Genomic DNA, 21128 nt, shown 5'->3' on the forward strand with positions numbered 1-21128 from the left:
AGGCTTACTGCGCCGCCGGGGCGGGCGCGGCCGCGGGCGGCGTGGATCCCGGCGCGGCGCTGGGGGCGGGCGCGCCGCCGCCGGGCTGGGCGCCCAGGTCGAAGTTTACCGTTGGCGCGGATTGAGCCTCGGCCGTGGCGGTGAACAACTGCATGGGCTTGGAGCCCCCGTGCAGCGTCTTAGCCCAGATCACGCTGGGGAAGGTGCGCAGCGTCGTGTTGTAGTCGCGCACGGCCTCATTGTAGTCGCGGCGCGCCACGGAAATGCGGTTTTCGGTGCCTTCCAGCTGCGATTGCAGGGTCAGGAAGTTCTGGTTGGCCTGAAGCTGGGGGTAGGCTTCGACCGTCACCAGCAGCCGCGACAGGGCGCTGGAAAGCTCGCCTTGCGCTTGCTGATACTGCTGGAAGGCGGCGGCGTTATCGAGGTTGGAGGCGTCGATGTTGACGCTGGTGGCCTTGGCGCGGGCCTCGATCACCTGGGTCAGGGTGGTGCGTTCCTGAATGGCCGCGCCCTGAACGGTGGCGACCAAGTTCGGCACCAGGTCGGCGCGGCGCTGATACTGGCTCTGGACGTCGGCCCAGGCGGCCTCGGCGCGCTCCTGCTTGGTCGGAATGGTGTTGTAGCCGCAGGCGCCCACGGCGGGGGCCAGGACGACGACAGCGGCGACGGCCGCGATGCGAGGCGAGAAACCAGCCATGAAGAAGCTCCTGCGGGCGGTCCTCATGACCGCTGATCGCTAAAGACTATCGGGCGCGAAAGGCTCCGCTTCAAGGCTGGATTTGATGCGGTCAATCATGGAATTCGTCATTCCCGGGCTTGTCCCGGGAATCCATAAACACGAAGGCTGACGTTCGCGCGCAGCAGGGCGGCCTGATACGTCGGCGTGTCTGGATCCCCGGGACAAGCCCGAGGATGACGGATGAAGGTGCGGGGAACGGCCGCCGTCAGCCGTTCAGGTCTTCCGGCTCGACGCCCGCCGCGCGGCAGGCGGCGGTGTAGGTGTTGGCCAGCAGGCAGGCGATGGTCATGGGGCCGACGCCGCCGGGAACGGGGGTGATGCGACCGGCGGCCTCGACCGCCTCGTTGAAGTCCACGTCGCCGACCACGCGGGTCTTGCCTTCGGCGGCCTTGGCCGGATCGCGCGAGGGAACGCGGTTGATGCCCACGTCGATGACGGTCGCGCCCGGCTTGATCCAGTCGCCCTTGATCATCTCCGGGCGACCGACGGCGGCCACCAGGATGTCGGCCGTGCGGCACAGGGCGGGCAGGTCGCGGGTGCGCGAGTGGGCGATGGTGACGGTGCAGCTCTCGCCCAGCAGCAGTTGCGCCATCGGCTTGCCGACGATGTTGGAGCGGCCGACGATGACGGCGTTCAGGCCTGAAAGATCGCCCAGTTGATCTTTCAGCAGCATCAGGCTGCCCAGCGGGGTGCAGGGGATCATGCCCGGCAGGCCGACGGCCAGGCGTCCGGCGTTGACCACGTGGAAGCCGTCCACGTCCTTGTCCGGCGAGATGGCGTCCAGCACAGCGGCCGAATCGATGTGCTTGGGTAGCGGCAGTTGCACCAGAACGCCGTGGATGCCCGCGTCGGCGTTCAGCGCTGAGATCAGGGCCAGCAGCTCGGCTTGAGTCGTTTCAGCGGGCAGGCGGTGGGTGTCGGACCGCATCCCGGCCTTCAGCGTCGTCTCGCCCTTGTTGCGGACATAGAGCTGGCTGGCGGGGTCTTCGCCGACGATGACGACGGCCAGGCCGGGCTTGACGCCGTGGGCGGATTCCAGCCGTGCGGCGGCCGCTGCGACGCGCTCCACCAGGGTCTGGGAGAAGGCCTTGCCGTCGATCAGCGAGGCGCGGGCGGGTTCGACAGCCATAATTGGCTCCATCTGCCGGGAACTGGAAAGCGTTGCCGCGATTTACAGGCGCTGCGGTTCGGCGTCTATGATGACGCCAGCAAAGAGGTTTTTATGCGTTATTCCCTGCTCGCGGCGGTCAGTGCTGTCGCTCTTCTGTCCACCGGCGCCGCCTTGGCCCAATCGGCGACCGACGCCAGGCTGGGGGATGACGTCCGCGGTCGGCTGGAAGACGGCGATGCTCGCACGCGCGGCAGCGACGGCTATCGCTATGACGACTACCGCGTGAACCTGCGCGCCGGTCAGCGGCTGGAAGCCGAGATGACGTCGGACGATTTCGACACCTATCTGGAAGTTTACGCCGAAGGCTCCCTGCGGGAGTCGCTGGCCAGCGACGACGACAGCGCGGGCGACCTGAACGCGCGCCTTCGGTTCACAGCGCCCGAGGCCGGGATATACATCGTGCGCGCCCGCACCTTCTCCGGCATCGAGACCGGCGACTATCAGCTGTCGCTGAAGGAGCGCGCCGCGCCGCGGATGCCGCGGCCGGGCCGCATCGCCATCGGCCGCGATGAGACGGGCAGCCTGGGATCCAGCAGCGCCGAGGATGACGACGGCAAGCGTTACGACGCCTACGCCTTCCGCGCATCGGCGGGCGAACGGGTGAAGATCGACCTGGAGTCCGAGGACTTTGACAGCTTCCTGCGTGTCGGCCGCATCGTGAACGGCGCCTTCTTGCAGATGGCCGAGAACGACGACGGCGGCTCCAGCCTGAACGCGCGCCTCGTGTTCACGGCGCCGCAGGCGGGGGAATATCTGATCCGCGCCACCTCCTATAACGGCTCGGCCGAGGGCGACTACCGCCTGTCGATGGAGCAGGGGCCGCCTGCGCCGACGGCGACGTCGGTGACGGTCGGCGAGGAGACGCGGGGCCGTCTGACCTCGGACAGCGTGACCAGCGATTCCGGCGCTCCGACGGACCTGTATCGCTTCAGCGGCCGCGCTGGGCAGCGTGTGGCGATCACCATGAAGGCGGATGGCTTCGACACCTATCTTGAGTTGTTCGACGCCAACCACAACAGCCTGGCGACTGACGACGACAGCGCCGGCGATCTGAACGCTCGCCTGACCCACACCCTGACCGAGGACGGCGACTACCTGATCGAGGCGCGCGCCTTCTCCAGCGGCGAGGGCCCCTACACGCTGAACATCGAAGAGATCGCGCCGCCGCCGCCGCCTTCGGCCATCGCCTTCGGCCAGACGGTCGAGGGCGAACTGACCAACAGCGACGCCACCGATGATGACGGACGTCTGTATGACGCCTTCGTCTTCAGCGGAACCGAGGGGCAGCGCATTCAGGCCGTCATGCGGTCGGGCGATTTCGACGCCTATCTGCAGCTGAGCGAAAACGGCGAGGAGTTCAGCGAGATCGCCAGCGACGACGACGGTCTGGGTCAGGGAACGGACGCGCGCCTGATCTTCACCGTGCCGGAAACCGGCGAGTATGTGCTGCGTGCACGGTCATGGTCGCGCGACGCCAAGGGCCTTTATGCGCTGGAGCTGCAGGATCTGGGCGACGAACCTTCGCCGGGCAGCCTGCTGATCGGCTCGACGGTGCGCGGACGGTTGAGCGAACGGGCCAGCCTCACCGACGACGGCGTCTACTACGACGCCTATCACTTCAAGGCCAAGGCGGACGAGAAGCTGCGCTTCACCCTGATCGCCAGCAGCTTCGACGCTGTGGTCGAGGTCGGCGAGGAGAAGGACGGCGACTACTTCAAGCTGGAGGAGGACGACGACAGCCTTTCGGACACCCACGCCCGCCTGAACTGGACGGCCCCGCGCGACGGTTCCTATGTGCTGCGCGCCCGTAGCTTCGGCTCCAACTCGACCGGCGACTATGTGCTGATCACGGAGCGGCAGCCCTGAGCGAACCTGACGACGCCGCCGCCTCGGCCCTGATCCTGGGCCGGAAAGACCAGCACCTGGATGTGGTGCTGGCCTGCGGCGGGCGTCACGCCCTGTCGGCGGGGTTCGACGACTGGCGGTTCGTGCACGAGGCGCTGCCGGACCTGGACCATGCGCGAATCGATCTGGGCGTCGACTTCCTGGGACGGCGGCTTAAGGCGCCGTTTCTGATCAGCGCCATGACCGGAGGCCCGGCGCGCGCCGAGGCGATCAACGCCCGCCTGGCCGAAGCGGCTCAGCACTTGGGCATCGCCCTGGCGGTCGGCTCGCAGCGCGCGGCGCTGGAAGGCGGCGCGGCGGGCGGGCTGGACTTCTCGCTGCGGCTGAAGGCCCCGGATACGCCGATCCTGGCCAATATCGGCGCAGCCCAGCTGACGCGCGGCTTCGGCCGGGACGAGGCGCGCCGGGCGCTGGACATGATCGGCGCTGACGCTCTGGTCGTTCACCTGAATCCGCTTCAGGAGGCCTGCCAGCCTGAGGGAGATCGCGATTGGTGGGGCGTGGGCGCGGCGCTTCAGGCGCTGATCCGCGACCTGGACGCGCCGGTCATCGTCAAGGAGACGGGGGCCGGGATTTCCGCTGTCACCGCGCAGCGCCTGATCGCCATGGGCGCGGTTGGCGTCGATGTGGCCGGAGCGGGCGGCGCCAACTGGGGCTTGATCGAGGGCGAACGCGCGACCGATCCGGCGGACAAGGCGCACGCCCTGGCCTTCGCCGACTGGGGCATACCGACTGCGCGCGCCCTGGCCGAAACGCGCAACGCCTTGCCGGACGCCCTGCTGATCGGATCGGGCGGCGTGCGCGACGGCGTGGATGGGGCCAAGGCGATCCGTCTGGGCGCCGACGTCGTCGGCATGGCTTCGGGCGTCATCCAGGCGGCGACCGTCTCGACCGATGCGGTCATCGAACAGTTCCAGCTCGCCATTCGGCAACTTCGAACTGTCTGTTTTTGCGTAAACGCTTCAAATTTAGCGGCGTTGAAACGAGTTCCATTGCTTCCTGTCAAATAAGCTGGGCATTTTCGCCCCCTGCGTTTTTGCGTCGCACCCAAGGAGATTCCCATGCGCGCCCTGTTGATGACGTCGGTCCTGACGTCCTCCCTGATTCTGGCCGGCGCCGCCGCGGCCCAGAGCTCCATCCGGCCTGGGCAGACCGTGACCGGCAATTTCAGCAGCAAGGACGCCCGTATGGACGACGGGTCGCACTACCGCTGCTATGTGGTGCAGACCCAGGCGGGTCAGGCCTACACGGTGACGATGCAGTCTGAGGACTTTGACACCTTCCTGATGGCGGGCGCCGGCACGGATTGCGACGAGACCTCGGTGACGAACGACGACGGCCCTGACATGGGCACGGACTCGCAACTGCGTTTTGTCTCCAACGGCGGAAACTGGATCATCCGCGCCAACACCCTGAGCGAAGGGCAGACCGGCTCCTTCCGCCTCAGCGTCTCGGAAGGCCAGCGCCTGCGCCCGACCACTCAGATCGTGCCGATTTCGGTCGGTGAAAGCCGTCAGGGTCGTCTGGAGGCCAGCGATCGTCAGGCCGACGACGGCTCCTTCTACGACTGCTACGTGCTGAACGTCAGCCGCGGGGGCAATGTCTCGGTTCGCATGGATTCGGCGCAGTTCGACGCCTACCTCTCGCTGCACGAAGGGCCGCAGTGCGACGGCGACAGCCTGGCCTCCGACGACGACAGCGGCGGCGGCACCAGCGCCATGGTCACTCAGGATCTGCGCCCCGGCTCCTATTCCTTCCGCGCCAACAGCCTCAGCTCGGCGCAGGAAGGCGACTACACCGTCTCTGTCACGACGATGCGCTGACAAGGAAAAGGCCCCGGTTTCGCCGGGGCCTTTTTCAATAGAAGACGCTGTCTGATGCGGAAGGCTGGTCGAGCGCCGACTGACGCGCCTCGCGTTCGGCGGCGTAGTCGGGCTGAGGCGCATCAAAGCCGAAGCCGTAGTCGTCTCGTTCCAGCTGTGGCGCAGGCTGAGGCGGCGAGGGGCGGACGATGGTCGGCGGCGCTTCCTGTTGGGGCAACGGCGGCAGGTCGGGCGTCAGCTCCAGCCAGGCGCTTTCGACATAGGGCTCGTCCTCGCCAGGCAGGGCGGCGAGCCGTTGGGGATCGTGCTCATATCCGTCCCGCAACTCCCCAACAGCCATGATGGAGCCGACCGGCAGGTCCGGTTCGACGGGCGGCACGACGTCGATGGCGACGGCCGGGCCGGACGCTCGCCCGCCATGCGCCGCCGAGGTCGAGTTCCAGGCGGCCCAGCCCGCCGCCCCCAGTCCGGTCAGGACCAGGGCGGCGGAGGCCAGAATCACGGCGCTTTTGTTCATGGTCGGCGGCGTCCTGCGTTCGCTTTAGATACGAAAGCGCTCAACCGCCGTCCGGTTCAAGCCGAAGGCAGAAGATCGCCGGCGAAGGCGCGGTAGCGACCCGCGCGTACGCCTTCCGTCGCACGGGCGATGTCCGGCGCGAAATAGCGGTCTTCCGTATAGGCGCCGCAGGCTTCGCGCACGATGGCGTAGGTCTGTTCCAGTTCCGGCGACGAGGTCAGCGGGCGGCGGAACTCGACCCCTTGGGCGGCGGCCAGCAGTTCGATGCCGACCACGGTCGCCGTGTTGGCGGCCATGTCCAGCAGGCGACGCGCGCCGTGGGTGGCCATGGAGACGTGGTCTTCCTGGTTGGCGCTGGTCGGCACGGTGTCGATGACGCAGGGGTGGGCGACCATGCGGTTCTCGGCCACCAGAGCCGCCGCCGTCACCTGGGCGATCATGAAGCCCGAGTTCACGCCGCTGTCCTTGACCAGGAAGGCGGGCAGGTCGGTCATCTTGGGGTCGACCAGGATGGAGGTGCGGCGTTCGCTGATATTGCCGATCTCGCATAGGACCATGGCGATCTGATCGGCTGCATAAGCAACGGGTTCTGCGTGGAAGTTGCCGCCCGAGATAACGTCGCCGTCCTCAATGAAGACCAGTGGATTGTCGGTTACGGCGTTGGCTTCGCGCTCCAGCATGGCGGCGGCGTTGCGCAGGACGTCCAGCGTCGCGCCCATGACCTGCGGCTGGCAACGCAGGGAGTAGGGATCCTGCACCTTGGCGCAGTCGTGACGATGGCTCTCGCGAATGGCGCTGCCGCTCAGCAGTTCGCGCAGGCGACGGGCCACGTCGATTTGGCCCGGTTGGCCGCGCAGGGCGTGGATGCGCGGGTCGAACGGCGCGTCCGAGCCCAGCAGGGCGTCGACCGACAGGCCGCCCGCAGCGATGGCGGCGGCGAAGACGTCCTCGGCCGCGAACAGGCCTGTCAGGGCCAGGGCCGTTGAACACTGGGTGCCGTTCAGCAGGGCCAGGCCTTCCTTGGGGCCCAGGACGACCGGCTTCAGCCCGGCCTTGGCCAGGGCCGACACGGCGTCCAGCGTCTGACCCTGATAGCGGGCTTCGCTGACGCCGATCAGAACGCACGACATATGGGCCAGCGGCGCCAGATCGCCCGAGGCGCCGACCGAACCCTTGGACGGGATCAGCGGCAGGATCTCGGCGTTGACCATGCCGATCAGCGTCTCCAGCGTGTGACGACGCACACCCGAAGCGCCCTTCGACAGGCTGGCGATCTTCAGCACCATCAGCAGGCGCGTGGTGTCGGCGCTCAGCGGCTCGCCGACGCCGCAGGCGTGGCTGAGCACCAGGTTCTTCTGAAGGGTTTCAAGATCTTCCGCCGCGATGCTGGTGTTGGCCAGCAGGCCGAAGCCGGTGTTGATGCCGTAGACCGTGCGGCCTTCGTCCAGGATGGCGGCGACGGTCGCCGCGCCCTTTTCGACATTGGCCCAGGCGGCGTCGGTCAGGCTGACCGTGACCGGGCCGTTCAGGGCCGAGCGAAGCTGAGCGAGGGTGAGCGGCGCGGCGCCGATTTCAATGGTCGTGGTCATAAGCTTACAGGTCCAGCGAGGGCAGGTTCAGGCCGTGTTCGCGCGCGGCGTCCTTGGCGATGTCGTATCCGGCGTCGGCGTGGCGCATGACGCCCGTGGCCGGGTCGTTCCACAGGACGCGCTCCAGACGCTTGGCGGCTTCGTCGGTGCCGTCGGCGACGATGACGACGCCCGAGTGCTGGCTATAGCCCATGCCGACCCCGCCGCCATGGTGCAGCGACACCCAGGACGCGCCCGACGCCGTGTTCAGCAGGGCGTTCAGCAGGGGCCAGTCGCTGACGGCGTCCGAGCCGTCCATCATGGCCTCGGTTTCGCGGTTGGGGCTGGCGACGGAGCCGCTGTCCAGATGGTCGCGGCCGATGACGATGGGGGCGCTCAGCTCGCCCGAGGCCACCATCTCGTTGAACATCAGACCCGCGCGGTGGCGGTCGCCCAGACCGATCCAGCAGATGCGCGCCGGCAGGCCCTGGAAGGCGATGCGTTCGCCCGCCATGTCCAGCCAGCGGTGCAGGCCGGCGTTGTCGGGGAACAGCTTCTTCATCGCCTCATCCGTCTTGCGGATGTCCTCGGGATCGCCCGACAGGGCGGCCCAGCGGAACGGACCGATGCCGCGGCAGAACAGCGGGCGGATATAGGCGGGCACGAAGCCGGGGAAGTCGAAGGCGTTCTCGACGCCTTCGTCAAAGGCGACCTGACGGATGTTGTTGCCGTAGTCGGTGGTGGGGACGCCCATCTTCTGGAAGTCCAGCATCGCCTTGACGTGTGTCGACATCGACGCGCGGGCGGCGATCTCGACGGCCGCCGGGTCGCTGACGCGCTTTTCTTCCCACCCGGCGACGGTCCAGCCCGAGGGCAGGTAGCCGTTGACCGGGTCGTGGGCGCTGGTCTGATCCGTCACCAGATCGGGGCGGACGCCGCGCTTGACCATTTCAGGTAAAAGGTCAGCAGCATTGCCCAGCAGGCCGATCGACAAGGGCTTCTTGTCCTTGAACGACTGCTCCAGCAGGGCCAGGGCCTCGTCCAGAGTTTCGGCCATGACGTCGACGTAGCGGGTGCGTAGGCGGAACTCGATGCGGCTGCGCTGGCACTCGATGGTGATGCACGACGCCCCGGCCATGGTCGCGGCCAAGGGTTGGGCGCCGCCCATGCCGCCCAGGCCCGCGGTCAGGATCCACTTGCCCGCCCAGTCGCCGCCGTAGTGCTGGCGACCCGCCTCCATGAAGGTCTCATAGGTGCCCTGAACGATGCCCTGGGTGCCGATGTAGATCCACGAGCCGGCGGTCATCTGGCCGTACATGGCCAGGCCCTTCTTATCGAGCTCGTTGAAGTGGTCCCAGGTCGCCCATTTGGGCACCAGGTTGGAGTTGGCGATCAGCACGCGCGGGGCGTCGACATGGGTGCGGAACACGCCGACCGGCTTGCCCGACTGGACCATCAGGGTCTCGTCGGCTTCCAGCTTTTGAAGCTGGTCGACGATGGTGTCAAAGGCCTGCCAGTTGCGCGCCGCCTTGCCGATGCCGCCATAGACGACCAGGTCTTCGGGACGCTCGGCCACCTCGGGGTCGAGGTTGTTCATCAGCATCCGCAGGGCGGCTTCGGCCGCCCAGGTTTTTGCGGTCTTTTCCGGCCCACGCGGGCTGCGAATGATACGGGTATTGGGCGTGGCCATCGAATCCTCCATGCGGCGTCAGCCGCCGTCGTGTGTTGGTCGTACTGTTATGTCTAGACAATATCGCGTGCAAGAGGCATTTTCGTTTCATGGATCAGGAGCCGCTTCATCGTCGCATCGCGGGCGACATCGAACGCCGCATCGCCTCGGGCGAGTGGCGGCCGGGGTTCCGCATCCCGACCGAGGCGGAACTGACGGCGGAATACGGCTGCGCGCGCATGACGGTGTCGCGCGCCATGTCCGACCTGGCGGCGCGCGGGCTGGTGGTGAGGCGGCGTCGCGCCGGGACGGTGGTGGCTCACCCGCCTCTGCATTCCTCGGCTCTGGTGTCCATCCCTGACATTCAAGGCGAGATCGAGAGCCGGGGCCTGGCCTATTCTCATCGCCTGCTGGGTCGGATCGTTCGCCCGGCGAGCGAGGAGGAGGACGGGCTGGGCGAGCGGGTGATCGAACTGCAGACCCTGCACCTGGCCGATGGCCTTCCGTTCGTGTTTGAGCGCCGCCTGATCTCCCTGTCCGCCGCGCCCGAGGCGGAAGCCGCCGACTTTACGACGCAGCCGCCGGGCGGCTGGCTGCTGGCCCACATGCCCTGGACAGAGGCCGAGCATCGCATCTCGGCCGTCGGCGCTGACCGCGAGACGGCGGCGGGGCTGGGGTTGGCCGACGGCGCGCCCTGCCTGCGGCTGGAGCGCCGCACCTGGCGCGACGGTCAGGGCGTGACCTGGGCCTCACAGATTTTCCCCGGCGCGGCCTATGATCTGGTCGCGCGCTTCTCTCCGACCAAAGGATGACACCCATGAGCCAACCGTCTGAAGCCCTGGGGTGGCGTTCTGTGGGCGATCTGGTGGGGCGTCACCCCGACGCCCGCGTCGCCCTGATCGGCGCGCCGTTGAACGAGCGGTCTTTGACCCCGGGCCGTTGTGACCTGGGGCCGAAGGTGCTGCGTGGGGTTCTGCCGCGTCTGTCGACCTATGACGTCGAGACGGGGCTGGAGCTTGAGATCAAGGTTCATGACGCCGGCGATGTGGCGCTGAAGGCCGTCTCGCCGTTTGACGCCTTCGAGCCCGTGCGCGACGCCGTGGCGGCGCAGGCTCATCGCGACCTGACCATTCTGGTCGGCGGCAACAACGCCATCACCCGGCCGGGCGTTCATGCTCTGGGGCTGGACTGCGTCGGCGTGCTGACGCTGGACGCCCATTTCGACCTGCGCGACACGGACCAGGGCCTGACCAACGGCAACCCGATCCAGGCGCTGCTGGATGACGGCATGGACGGGCGCCGGATCAGCCAGGTCGGCCTCGCGCCCTTCGCCAACACCCGACGCGCTCATGAGAAGGCTGAGGCGGCCGGCATCAGCGTTCGCACCGCCCGCGAGTGCCGCCAGCGCGGCCTGGCCAATGTGGTGGTCGAGGAACTGGAGCGCCTGTCGTCCCTGTGCGAGGTCATCTATGTCGACTTCGACATCGACGTGATCGACCGCAGCCAGTGGCCCGCCAGCCCCGGCGCGCGGCCGGGCGGGGTGTCGGTGCACGACTTCTTCGATGCCGCCCGCGCCATCGGCGCCCATGCCAAGGTGCGCGCCGTCGACCTGACCGAATACGACCCGTCGCTGGAAGTCGGCGACCTCGGTTCCCTGACGGCGGGCCGTTGGTTCTGTGAAATCCTGGCTGGAGTAGCCTCGCGATGATCGACGCCGATCTGCTGATCACCGACTGCCACGTCGCCGCCATGACCGAGGGCGGCGAGCCTTATGGCGCGATTGAGGACGCCGCCATCCTGATCAAGGACGGGCGCATTGCGTGGGTCGGGCCGCGCGCCGACCTGCCTGTGCATAAGGCTGTGGAAACAGACAGCCTGGGCGGGCGCTGGGTCACGCCGGGGCTGGTGGACTGCCACACCCATCTGGTCTTCGGCGGCGACCGCTCCGGCGAGTTTGAGCGGCGACTGGAAGGCGCGACCTATGAAGAGATCGCCCGCGCCGGCGGCGGCATCGTCTCGTCCGTGCGCGCCACGCGCGAGGAGAGCGAGGATCAGCTCTACGCCTCGGCTTTGGCGCGTTTGGAGGGGCTGAAGGAAACCGGCGTCACCACCGTCGAGATCAAGTCTGGATACGGTCTGGATCACGACAGCGAGCTGAAGATGCTGCGTGTCGCCCGCCGCATCGGGCGCGAGGCCGGGGTGCGGGTGCGCACCTCCTATCTGGGTCTGCACGCCGTCCCGCCGGAGCATAAGGCCGACCGCGCCGTCTATGTGGACAAGGCTGTGGATGAAATCCTGCCCGCCGCCCACGCCGAGGGGCTGGTCGACGCCGTGGACGCCTATTGCGAACCCATCGCCTTCTCGGTCGAGGAGGTCAGCCGCCTGTTCGACAAGGCCGAGGAACTGGGCCTGCCGGTCAAGCTGCACGCAGACCAACTGTCGGACGGCGGCGGGGCTGCGCTGGCCGCCCGCTATCAGGCCCTGTCGGCCGACCATATCGAGCACACGACCGAGGCGGGCGTGAAGGCGATGGCCGAGGCGGGCGTGGTGGCGGTGCTGCTGCCCGGCGCCTTTCTGATGCTGCGCGAGACGCAGGCTCCGCCGATCGCCCTGTTGCGTCAGCACGGCGCGCGCATGGCGGTGGCCACGGACTGCAATCCAGGCACCTCGCCGGTCGCCTCCATGACGGCGGCGATCAACCTGGCCTGCGTCCAGTTCCGCCTGACGCCGGAAGAGGCTCTGGCGGGCGCCACGCGCAATGCAGCCCGAGCGCTGGGGCTGCAGGACGAGATCGGCACGCTTGAGGCGGGCAAGGCCGCTGACCTGGCCGTCTGGGACATCAGCCGCCCGGCGGAACTGGCCTATTGGCTGGGCAAGCCGCTGCTGCATCGTCGCTATCTGGCGGGACGCGCGGCCTAGGACTAGCGTCGCTCCCTCAAGCGGGAGGGAGCGCGCATGGCGCAGGCGGAAACGGACGTCGTCATCCTGGGCGGCGGGCACAACGGATTGGTTTGCGCCTTCTATCTGGCGCGGGCCGGTCTTAAGGTCATAGTGCTGGAACGACGCGGCGTCGTCGGCGGGGCGGCGGTGACGGAGGAATTCCATCCCGGTTTCCGCAACTCGACCGCCAGCTATACCGTCAGCCTGCTGAACCCGCGCGTCATCGCCGATATGGAGCTGGCCCGTCATGGCTTGCGCGTAGTCGAGCGCCGGGCGGCCAACTTCCTGCCCTTTGACGACGGGCGCTATCTGCTGACCGGCGAGGGACGGACCCAGGCCGAGGTGGCCAAGTTCTCTACGCGCGACGCCGAGCGCCTGCCGGACTATGAGGCGCGGCTGGAAACGGTCGCGGCCATCCTGCGCGACCTGATCCTGACCGCCCCGCCGAACGCGGTCGAGGGCGGCTGGCTGGCGGCCCTGTCGGAGATGCTGAAGGCGGCGTCCCTGGGACGACGGGTGTCGGGGCTGGGCCTCGCGGCGCAGCGCGATCTGCTGGACCTGTTCGCCAAGTCGGCGGGCGACTGGCTGGACGGCTGGTTCGAGAGCGACCCGATCAAGGCCCTTTTCGGTTTCGACAGCGTCGTCGGCAACTACGCCAGCCCTTATACGCCGGGTTCGGCCTATGTCCTGCTGCACCACGTCTTCGGCGAGGTGAACGGCAAGAAGGGCGCCTGGGGCCATGCCATCGGCGGCATGGGCGCCATCACCCAGGCCATGGCCGCCGCCTGCTCCGAGCAGGGCGTCGACATCCGGCTGGATGCGCCGGTCGCCGAGGTTCTGACGGAAAAGGGCAGGGCGGTCGGCGCCGTAACCGAGGCAGGCGACGCAGTCCGCGCCCGGGCCGTGGTCTCCAACCTGCACCCGCGTCTGCTGTTCGACCGCCTGGTCGATCCGGCCGTGGTTCCGGCGGACTTCACCGAGCGGATGAGCCGCTACGCCTCCGGCTCGGGCACGTTCCGCATGAACGTCGCCCTGTCTGAACTACCGCGCTTCACCGCTTTGCCGGGGGCGGGCGATCACCTGACGGCGGGCATCATCATCGCGCCGACGCTGGCCTATATGGACCGCGCCCACGCCGAGGCGCGGCTGAACGGCTGGTCGTCAAAGCCGATCGTCGAGATGTTGATCCCCTCAACCTTGGACGACAGCCTGGCCCCGGCGGGGCGGCAAGTCGCCAGCCTGTTCTGCCAGCACGTTTCACCGGATCTGGCGGACGAGCATCGCGACACGGTGGCTGACCTGATGATCGAGACGGTCGAGGCCCATGCGCCGGGCTTCAAGGCCTCCGTGGTCGGACGGCTGGCGCTGGGACCGCGCGATCTGGAGCGGCGCTTCGGCCTGATCGGCGGCGACATCTTCCACGGGCGGCTGACGCTGGATCAGTTGTTCAGCGCCCGGCCGGTGCTGGGCCACGCCGATCATCGGATGCCCGTGCCTGGACTCTATCTGTGCGGATCGAGCGCTCATCCGGGTGGCGGGGTGACGGGAGCGCCGGGACACAATGCGGCGCGGGCCGTGTTGAAGGATTTCGGCAGGCGCTGAGGCTTGTCGCGTGTAGGTTGTCCTGCAGTAATGTAAGGTTGTGTTTTTGCTAATATGCAACCTAATATTGTTCTCTCAGGGGTGGGAGAACAATCTATGGATGTCGAAGCGTTCATCACGCGCTGGCGCAGCGCGACGATCAGCGAGCGTTCGCACTATCAGACCTTCATCAGCCAACTATGCGCCCTGATAGGCGTGACGGCGCCGGATCAGGAGACGGTCGGAGATCGCGGCTACTGTTTCGAGCGGCGGGTGGAGTTCCGCTTTCACGACGGCGGCGCGCACCGGGGATTCATCGACTGCTATCGGCGCGGCGCCTTCGTGCTGGAGGCCAAGCAGTCGCAGAAACGGGCGCCGGGCGGCGAGTTGGACCCTCAGCGGCATCTGGCCCTGTTCAACGGGCGCGGGCGCAAACCGCCGAATGGCTATGCGGGCGCAATCGAACGGCTGATGCTGGACGCCAAGCGCCAGGCCGAGACTTACGCCAAGGCGCTGGACGAATGGCCGCCCTTCATCGTCGTCGTGGACGTCGGGCGCTCCATCCACCTGTGGGCCGACTTTGATCGGCAGGGGAAGGGCTATGTGCCGTTTCCTGATCTGGCGCGCTGCCGCATCTCCATGGACGACTTGCGTGATCCGACGGTGCGGGAACGTCTGCGCCGGGTGTGGGACGAGCCGATGAGTCTGGACCCGGCGGGCCATGTGGCGGCCGTGACCAGCGACATCGCCGAGCGGTTGGCCTGGTTGGTGCGTTCCATCCGCAAGCGGGCGCCGGCCGATCCCGCCGGTTACGTCGATGTCGTGACGCGGGCGGCGTGGGACAAGCGCACATCGCTATTCGTCATGCAGTGCATCTTCGCCATGTTCGCCGACAGCGTGGGACTGATCGACGACCGGGGATTTCTACGTCTGCTGGAAAGCTATCGCGGGATGGCGGATCGCTTTCACGTCAGCGCGGCGGACTTCTTTCGCCGCATGAACAGCGGCGGGCATTGCTCAGCGGTTCGCCAGGATCTGCGGCGTTTCAACGGCGGCCTGTTCAAGGAAGAGGCGGCCGTGCCGGTGACGGAGGCGGAGCTGGAGGCTTTGATCGCCGCCGCCCAGCGCGACTGGGCTTCGGTCGAGCCGGCGATCTTCGGCGCCTTGCTGGAACAGGCGCTGGACCCGACGGAACGCGGCGAGTTGGGCGCCCACTATACGCCCAAGGCCTATGTGCGGCGGCTGGTCGAGGCGACGATCATGGAGCCGTTGCGCGCCGAGTGGGAGGCGGTCGCGGGCTTGGCGGTCGGCCATTACGCCAGCGGCGATGTCGTGCGGGCGCGCCGCGCCATGCGCGACTTTCATCGCGAGCTTTGTGGGACGCGAGTGCTGGACCCCGCCTGCGGCACCGGCAACTTCCTCTATGTGGCCATGGACATGATGAAGGATCTCGAGAGCGAGGTTCTGACCGCCCTGACCGACCTGGGCGACGCGCAGACGGCGCTCGGCCTGGAGGGGCATACGGTCAGTCCCGAGCAGTTCTGGGGACTGGAGAAGAACGTTCACGCCGCCTGGATCGCCGAGATGGTGATGTGGATCGGCTATCTGCAATGGCATTTCAGGAACGCCGGCGACGCCAAGCCGACCGAGCCGATCCTGCGCAATTTCAACCGTATCCAGCATACGGACGCGCTGCTGACCTGGAAGGACGAAGAACTGGTGCGGGACGCGCGCGGGCGGCTGCTGACCCACGCGCGGGTGTTGAGCCGAGGCGGCGGCCTTTCCGCGGTTGTGGCGCACGAGGAGAGAGAGGTTACGCGATATATTGATCCGCGCCCGACAGCCTGGCCGACGGCGCATTTCATTATCGGCAATCCACCCTTCATCGGGGGCAAGGACGTGCGCGGCGAACTGGGCGACGGCTATGTCGACGCCCTGTGGCGGGTGCGGCAGGGGCGGTTCCGCTCGGCGGATCTGGTCACGGCCTGGTGGGACCGCGCGGCGGAGATCCTGACGGCTAAGGGCAGCGTTCTGAGACGGTTCGGCTTCATCACCACCAACTCGATCACCCAGACCTTTTCCCGGCGCGTGCTGGAGCATCATCTGAACGGCGCGCCGCCTATGCGCCTGACCTTCGCCATCCCTGACCACCCATGGATCAAGGGCGCCGACCGCGCCGACGTCCGCATCGCCATGACCGTGGCCGAGCGCGGCGAGCCGAATGGGCAGGGCCGCCTGCTGACGGTGGTCGAAGAGAGAATGAGCGACGGGGAGACGCCGAACATCGTTCTTCGCGAACAGCGCGGCGACATCGGGCCGGATCTGACCATCGGGGCGTCGGTCAGCGAGGCGCAGCCGCTTAAGGCCAATGCGCTGTTGTGCTCGCCGGGCGTGAAGCTACACGGCGGGGGCTTCATGGTATCGCCGGACCGGGCGAAGCAGTTGCAGGCGGCGTCCAGCGATGAGGCGGAAAATCCGATCCGCGCCTATCGCAACGGGCGCGATCTGGCCTCACGACCGCGCGGCGTGAAGGTGATCGATCTGTTCGGCTGGACTGAGGAAGAGGCGCGCCGCAGTCACCCCGCCGTCTTCCAGCATCTGTTGGAGGCGGTGAAGCCCGAGCGTGACCGCAACAATCGCGCCGCCTATCGCGACAACTGGTGGATGTTCGGCGAGCCGCGCAGCGAGTTCCGCCCGGCGTTGGAGGGGCTGTCCCGCTACATCGCCACGGTGGAGACGGCTAAGCACCGGTGGTTCCGTTTTCTGGATGCGGACATCCTGCCGGACAATACCCTGATCGCCGTCGCCTCGGACGATCCGCGCATCCTGGGCGTGCTGTCGTCGCATGCGCATGGGATTTGGGCCCTGGCGCGCGGCGGGCGGCTGGAGGATCGGCCCGTCTATAACAAGAAGGCCTGCTTCGACGCTTTTCCCTTTCCGGATCTGAACAGCGCCGCAGGCGAGGAGATCGGTGTCTTGGCAGAAGAGATCGACGAACGTCGTCGTCAGGTTCTGGCTCAGCACGAGGATCTGACGATGACCGGGCTCTACAACGTCCGGCGGCGCCTTCAGGAGGGCGCAGAACTGACCGGGGTCGAGCGCGATCTCTATGATCGCGGTCAGGTCGGCTTGCTGCACCATCTGCATGAGCGGTTGGATCAGCAGGTGGCGACGGCCTACGGCTGGCGAGAGGGCATGACGGATCAGGCGACGCTCGGCGCACTGCTGGAACTGAACCGCACGCGACGGGTGCAGCAGGAGAGGGGCGAGATCCAGTTCCTGCGGCCGAGCTACCAGGCGGGACGGATCAAGTCGTCCGCTCGCGCCGTGCAGATCGAGGCGCCGCTCGACAGGGCCAGCACACGAGCGCCGTTGCCCGATGCGCCTGCGGTTCTGGCGGGCGTGCTGCTGGAAGAGCTGCGTCGCGAAGGGCGGCCGCTGCAACCGCTGGAACTGGCGCGTCGCTTCGATGGCCGGATCGGTCGTCGTAAGACGGACCGGATCGAACAGACCCTGGCGATCCTGGCGGTGGCCGGATCGGTCCAACACACGGACGAGGGCTGGTTCTCGCCGCGACGGCACTGATTTGGCCTAGCCGTGGGACGCGGCGATCATTAAGTCATTTAAGGGCGGTTCCGGCGGGACCGCCCTTTGCTTTACCGAAGAATTCCAGCCCCGATCGACGGCGCGCCGCGTTGGTCGCCGGGGAAACGAGATGACCATGCTTGAGAAGACGTTCGAACCCAAGGCCGCCGAGCCGCGCATCTACGCCCAGTGGGAAGGCAGCGGCCTGTTCGCTCCGCGGGCGACCCAGCCGACGGACGGCGCCGCAGACGCCTATTCGATCGTCATTCCGCCGCCGAACGTAACGGGCAGCCTGCACATCGGCCACGCCCTGAACAACACGCTTCAGGACATCCTGGCCCGCTATCACCGCATGAAGGGCAAGGCCGTTCTGTGGCTGCCGGGCACCGACCACGCGGGCATCGCCACCCAGATGGTGGTCGAGCGCAAGCTGGCGGCAGAGGGCAATATCGGCCGCCGCGACATGGGCCGCGACGCCTTCATCGAGAAGGTCTGGGAGTGGAAGGCCGAATCCGGCGGGACCATCGTGCGCCAACTGCGCCGTCTGGGCTCGTCCTGCGACTGGTCGCGCGAACGTTTCACGCTGGACGAAGGGCTGAACGCCGCCGTCCGTAAGGTTTTCGTGCAACTGCACAAGGACGGCCTGATCTATCGCGACAAGCGGCTGGTGAACTGGGATCCGCATTTCCAGACCGCCATCAGCGACCTGGAAGTCGAGCAGAAGGAGGTCGACGGCGCCTATTGGCACTTCGCCTATCGTCTGTCGGACGGCGTGACCTATCAGCATCCGGTCGCCTTCGACGAGGACGGCAAGGCCACCGAGTTCGAGACGCGCGACTTCATCGTCGTCGCCACCACCCGGCCGGAAACCATGCTGGGCGACACCGGCGTGGCTGTTCACCCGGACGATGAGCGATACAAGGGTCTGGTCGGCAAGTTCGTCACCCTGCCGATCACCGGCCGCCGCATTCCGATTGTCGCCGACGACTACGCCGATCCGACCAAGGGTTCGGGCGCGGTGAAGATTACGCCTGCTCACGATTTCAACGACTTCGGCGTCGGAAAGCGTGCAGGACTTGAAGCTCTGAACATCATGGACGCCTTCGGCCGGATCACTGCCGCCGACACGCCCGACGTGCCTGCGGAATACGAGGGCATGGACCGCTTCGCCGCGCGCAAGGCCATCGTCGCCCGCGCCGAGGAAGAGGGCTGGCTGCGCGAGATCGAGAAGACTAAGCACGTCGTCCCGCACGGCGACCGCTCGGGCGTGGTCATCGAGCCGTGGCTGACGGACCAGTGGTACGTCGACGCCAAGGTCATGGCCCAGCCCGCCCTGAAGGCGGTCGAGGACGGCGCCACCGTCTTCGAGCCGAAGTCCTATGAGAAGATCTACTTTGAATGGCTGCGCAACATCGAGCCGTGGTGCATCTCGCGCCAGCTGTGGTGGGGCCACCGCATCCCGGCCTGGTACGGCCCGAACGGCGAGATCTACGTCGCCGAGACGGAAGAGGACGCCCGCGAACAGGCGATGTCGGACTATGATTCCGAGGTCGTGCTGACCCAGGACGAGGATGTTCTGGATACCTGGTTCAGCTCGGCCCTGTGGCCCTTCTCGACCATGGGCTGGCCCGAAAAGACCGAGGATCTGGAGCGCTTCTATCCGACCAGTGATCTGGTCACGGCGGCGGACATCATCTTCTTCTGGGTCGCCCGAATGATGATGATGGGCATCCACTTCATGGACGGCGAAGTTCCCTTCAAGCGCGTCATCATCAATGGTCTGGTCCGCGACGAGAAGGGCCAGAAGATGTCGAAGTCCAAAGGCAACGTCATCGACCCCCTGGGCATCATCGATGAACTGGGCGCCGATCCCTTGCGCTTCACCATGGCGATCCTGTCGGGTACGCGCGACATCAAACTGTCGAAACAGCGCATTGAAGGTTATCGCAATTTCGGCACCAAGCTGTGGAACGCCGCGCGCTTCAGCCAGATGAACGAGGCGCGCCGCGTCGAGGGCTTTGATCCCGCGATGGTGCAGCAGACGATCAACCGCTGGATCCGCGGCGAACTGACCAAGGCCGAGCGTCAGGTGTCGGACGCCATCGAGGGCGGCCGCTTCGACGATGCGGCGGGCGCCCTGTACCGCTTCATCTGGAACGTCTTCTGCGACTGGTATCTGGAACTGGCCAAGCCGGTGTTCAACGGCGCCGATGAAGCCGCCAAGGCCGAAACACGCGCCATGACCGCCTGGACCATCGACCAGACGCTGAAGCTGCTGCACCCGGTCATGCCTTACATCACCGAAGAGCTGTGGGCGGAACTGGGCAAGGAAGGCCCCGCCCGCGACGGTTTGCTGATGGGCGAGACCTGGCCGGTGCTGCCGGACGCCTTCGTCGACGCAAACGCCGAGGCGGAGATCGGCTGGCTGGTCGATCTGATTGGTGAAATCCGCGCCCTGCGGGCTGAGATGAACGTGCCGCCGTCGGCCAAGCCGCCGCTGGCCTTCGTCGCCCCGGACGCAGCCACGGCTGAGCGCATCGCGCGCCATCGCGACCTGATCCTGACCCTGGGCCGGGTGTCCGAGGTCGCCGTGGTCGAGGCCGCGCCGACCGGGGCCGTGACCTTCGTCTCGGGCGGTGCGACGGTCGCCCTGTCGCTGGCCGGGATCATCGACCTGGCCGCCGAGCGCGCGCGTCTGGAGAAGGAGATCGCCGCCTTCGATAGCGATATCGGCCATGTGAACAAGAAGCTGGGCAACCCCAACTTCGTCGCTCGCGCCGCCGCTGAGGTGGTCGATGAACAGCGCGCCAAGCTGGCCGAGGCCGAAGAGGGCAAGGCCAGGCTGCAGGCTGCTCTCGCTCGTCTGGACGCCATGGTTTGAGCCGGCTCCGGCTGGATCAGCTCCTGGTCGCGCGCGGCCTGGCCGAAAGCCGGGCCAAGGCCAAGGCGGCGATCGAGGCGGGCGGCGTCACTGTGGACGGCGCGCCCGCCAGGGCGGCGTCTCAGGCAGTCAGCGAAGAAGCGGTCGTCACCTATGTCGACGCCTTCCGCTGGGTGGGGCGCGGCGCTTTGAAGCTGGAACGGGCGCTGGACCTGTGGCCGGTCGCGGTTCACGGCCGCGTCGTGCTGGATGTCGGCGCCTCTACGGGCGGATTCACCGAGGTGTGCCTGGATCGCGGCGCGGCGCGGGTGTTCGCTGTGGATGTGGGCACGGGGCAACTTCACCCGAAGGTTGCGGCCGATCCGCGCGTGGCGAACCTGGAGAAGACCGATGCTCGCGATCTGACGCCGGCCGTCATCACCGAGGCGCCGACCCTGATTGTTTGCGACGTCAGCTTCATCAGCTTGTCGAAGGTGCTGCCGACGGCGCTCGATCTGGCGGCGCCGGGGGCGGACCTGATCACTCTGGTCAAGCCGCAGTTCGAGGCGGATGGACCCAAGGCGGTCGGCAAGAAGGGCGTGGTCAAGGATCCGGAGGCGCACGCCGCCGCTGTAGCCAAGGTCCGCGACTGGCTGGACGAGAGTGGCTGGACCGTGCGCGAGGTCGCCGACAGCCCGATCACGGGCGGCGACGGCAACGTCGAGTTTCTGCTCTGGGCGCAGAAAGCCTGACCCCAAACGATTTGAGGG

The 21128-nt window shown here is 67.3% G+C and carries 15 protein-coding genes; 10 read left to right on the forward strand and 5 right to left on the reverse strand.

Features of this window, described 5'->3' with window-relative positions; genetic code table 11:
* Positions 1-4: 4 nt before the first annotated feature.
* Together EGK63_RS03045 and EGK63_RS03050 are read right to left on the reverse strand one after the other, a co-directional pair.
* The gene (locus EGK63_RS03045; RefSeq protein WP_087139498.1) at positions 5-697 is read right to left on the reverse strand and encodes a LemA family protein; all 693 of its coding nucleotides are present in this window, start codon (positions 695-697) and stop codon (positions 5-7) included.
* A gap of 247 nt (positions 698-944) precedes the next feature.
* The gene (locus EGK63_RS03050; protein WP_125899854.1) at positions 945-1868 is read right to left on the reverse strand and encodes a bifunctional methylenetetrahydrofolate dehydrogenase/methenyltetrahydrofolate cyclohydrolase; all 924 of its coding nucleotides are present in this window, start codon (positions 1866-1868) and stop codon (positions 945-947) included.
* A gap of 93 nt (positions 1869-1961) precedes the next feature.
* Between EGK63_RS03050 and EGK63_RS03055 the strand changes: the two genes are divergently transcribed.
* From EGK63_RS03055 to EGK63_RS03065, 3 genes are read left to right on the forward strand one after another with little or no spacing between them, the layout of a single operon-like run.
* Positions 1962-3776, forward strand: coding sequence for a PPC domain-containing protein (locus EGK63_RS03055; RefSeq protein WP_125899855.1), 1815 nt, complete (start codon positions 1962-1964; stop codon positions 3774-3776).
* A 35-nt stretch (positions 3777-3811) separates the two neighbouring features.
* Complete coding sequence (gene fni, locus EGK63_RS03060) at positions 3812-4825, forward strand: type 2 isopentenyl-diphosphate Delta-isomerase (RefSeq protein WP_207896331.1); 1014 nt, start codon at positions 3812-3814, stop codon at positions 4823-4825.
* A 51-nt stretch (positions 4826-4876) separates the two neighbouring features.
* Entirely contained in the window at positions 4877-5638 is a 762-nt protein-coding gene (locus EGK63_RS03065; RefSeq protein ID WP_125899857.1) for a peptidase, read from the forward strand.
* 34 nt (positions 5639-5672) lie between these two features.
* Here EGK63_RS03065 and EGK63_RS03070 read toward each other — a convergent pair whose 3' ends face one another.
* From EGK63_RS03070 to hutU, 3 genes are read right to left on the reverse strand one after another with little or no spacing between them, the layout of a single operon-like run.
* Complete coding sequence (locus EGK63_RS03070; protein ID WP_125899858.1) at positions 5673-6155, reverse strand: hypothetical protein; 483 nt, start codon at positions 6153-6155, stop codon at positions 5673-5675.
* Positions 6156-6211: 56 nt separating this feature from the next.
* On the reverse strand, positions 6212-7744 hold the full coding sequence (gene hutH, locus EGK63_RS03075) for a histidine ammonia-lyase (RefSeq protein ID WP_125899859.1): 1533 nt from the start codon (positions 7742-7744) through the stop codon (positions 6212-6214).
* Positions 7745-7748: 4 nt separating this feature from the next.
* Positions 7749-9413 (reverse strand): urocanate hydratase, encoded by a 1665-nt coding sequence (gene hutU / locus EGK63_RS03080; protein WP_125899860.1) that lies wholly within the window; start codon positions 9411-9413, stop codon positions 7749-7751.
* An 89-nt stretch (positions 9414-9502) separates the two neighbouring features.
* Here hutU and EGK63_RS03085 point away from each other — a divergent pair, with 89 nt between their 5' ends.
* The 7 genes from EGK63_RS03085 to EGK63_RS03115 all read left to right on the forward strand — a co-directional run bounded on the left by EGK63_RS03085 (position 9503) and on the right by EGK63_RS03115 (position 21110).
* Complete coding sequence (locus tag EGK63_RS03085) at positions 9503-10204, forward strand: UTRA domain-containing protein (RefSeq protein WP_165906514.1); 702 nt, start codon at positions 9503-9505, stop codon at positions 10202-10204.
* Positions 10205-10209: 5 nt separating this feature from the next.
* Complete coding sequence (locus EGK63_RS03090; RefSeq protein ID WP_243637543.1) at positions 10210-11100, forward strand: agmatinase family protein; 891 nt, start codon at positions 10210-10212, stop codon at positions 11098-11100.
* Positions 11100-12311 carry an imidazolonepropionase gene (gene hutI, locus EGK63_RS03095; RefSeq protein WP_371412903.1) on the forward strand — a complete coding sequence of 404 codons (1212 nt, stop codon included), beginning with the start codon at positions 11100-11102 and terminating at the stop codon, positions 12309-12311. Before EGK63_RS03090 ends, hutI begins: the two co-directional genes overlap by 1 nt.
* 36 nt (positions 12312-12347) lie before the next feature.
* Complete coding sequence (locus EGK63_RS03100) at positions 12348-13934, forward strand: NAD(P)/FAD-dependent oxidoreductase (RefSeq protein ID WP_125899864.1); 1587 nt, start codon at positions 12348-12350, stop codon at positions 13932-13934.
* Between the two features lie 96 nt (positions 13935-14030).
* Complete coding sequence (locus EGK63_RS03105) at positions 14031-17498, forward strand: DNA methyltransferase (protein WP_125899865.1); 3468 nt, start codon at positions 14031-14033, stop codon at positions 17496-17498.
* Between the two features lie 136 nt (positions 17499-17634).
* On the forward strand, positions 17635-20379 hold the full coding sequence (locus EGK63_RS03110) for a valine--tRNA ligase (RefSeq protein ID WP_125899866.1): 2745 nt from the start codon (positions 17635-17637) through the stop codon (positions 20377-20379).
* Positions 20376-21110: a TlyA family RNA methyltransferase gene (locus EGK63_RS03115; RefSeq protein ID WP_125899867.1), complete on the forward strand. Its 735-nt coding sequence runs from the start codon at positions 20376-20378 to the stop codon at positions 21108-21110. The genes EGK63_RS03110 and EGK63_RS03115 overlap by 4 nt, the downstream gene beginning before the upstream one ends.
* Positions 21111-21128 lie beyond the last annotated feature (18 nt).

Source organism: Brevundimonas sp. 357, assembly GCF_003938605.1.
GTDB lineage: Bacteria > Pseudomonadota > Alphaproteobacteria > Caulobacterales > Caulobacteraceae > Brevundimonas.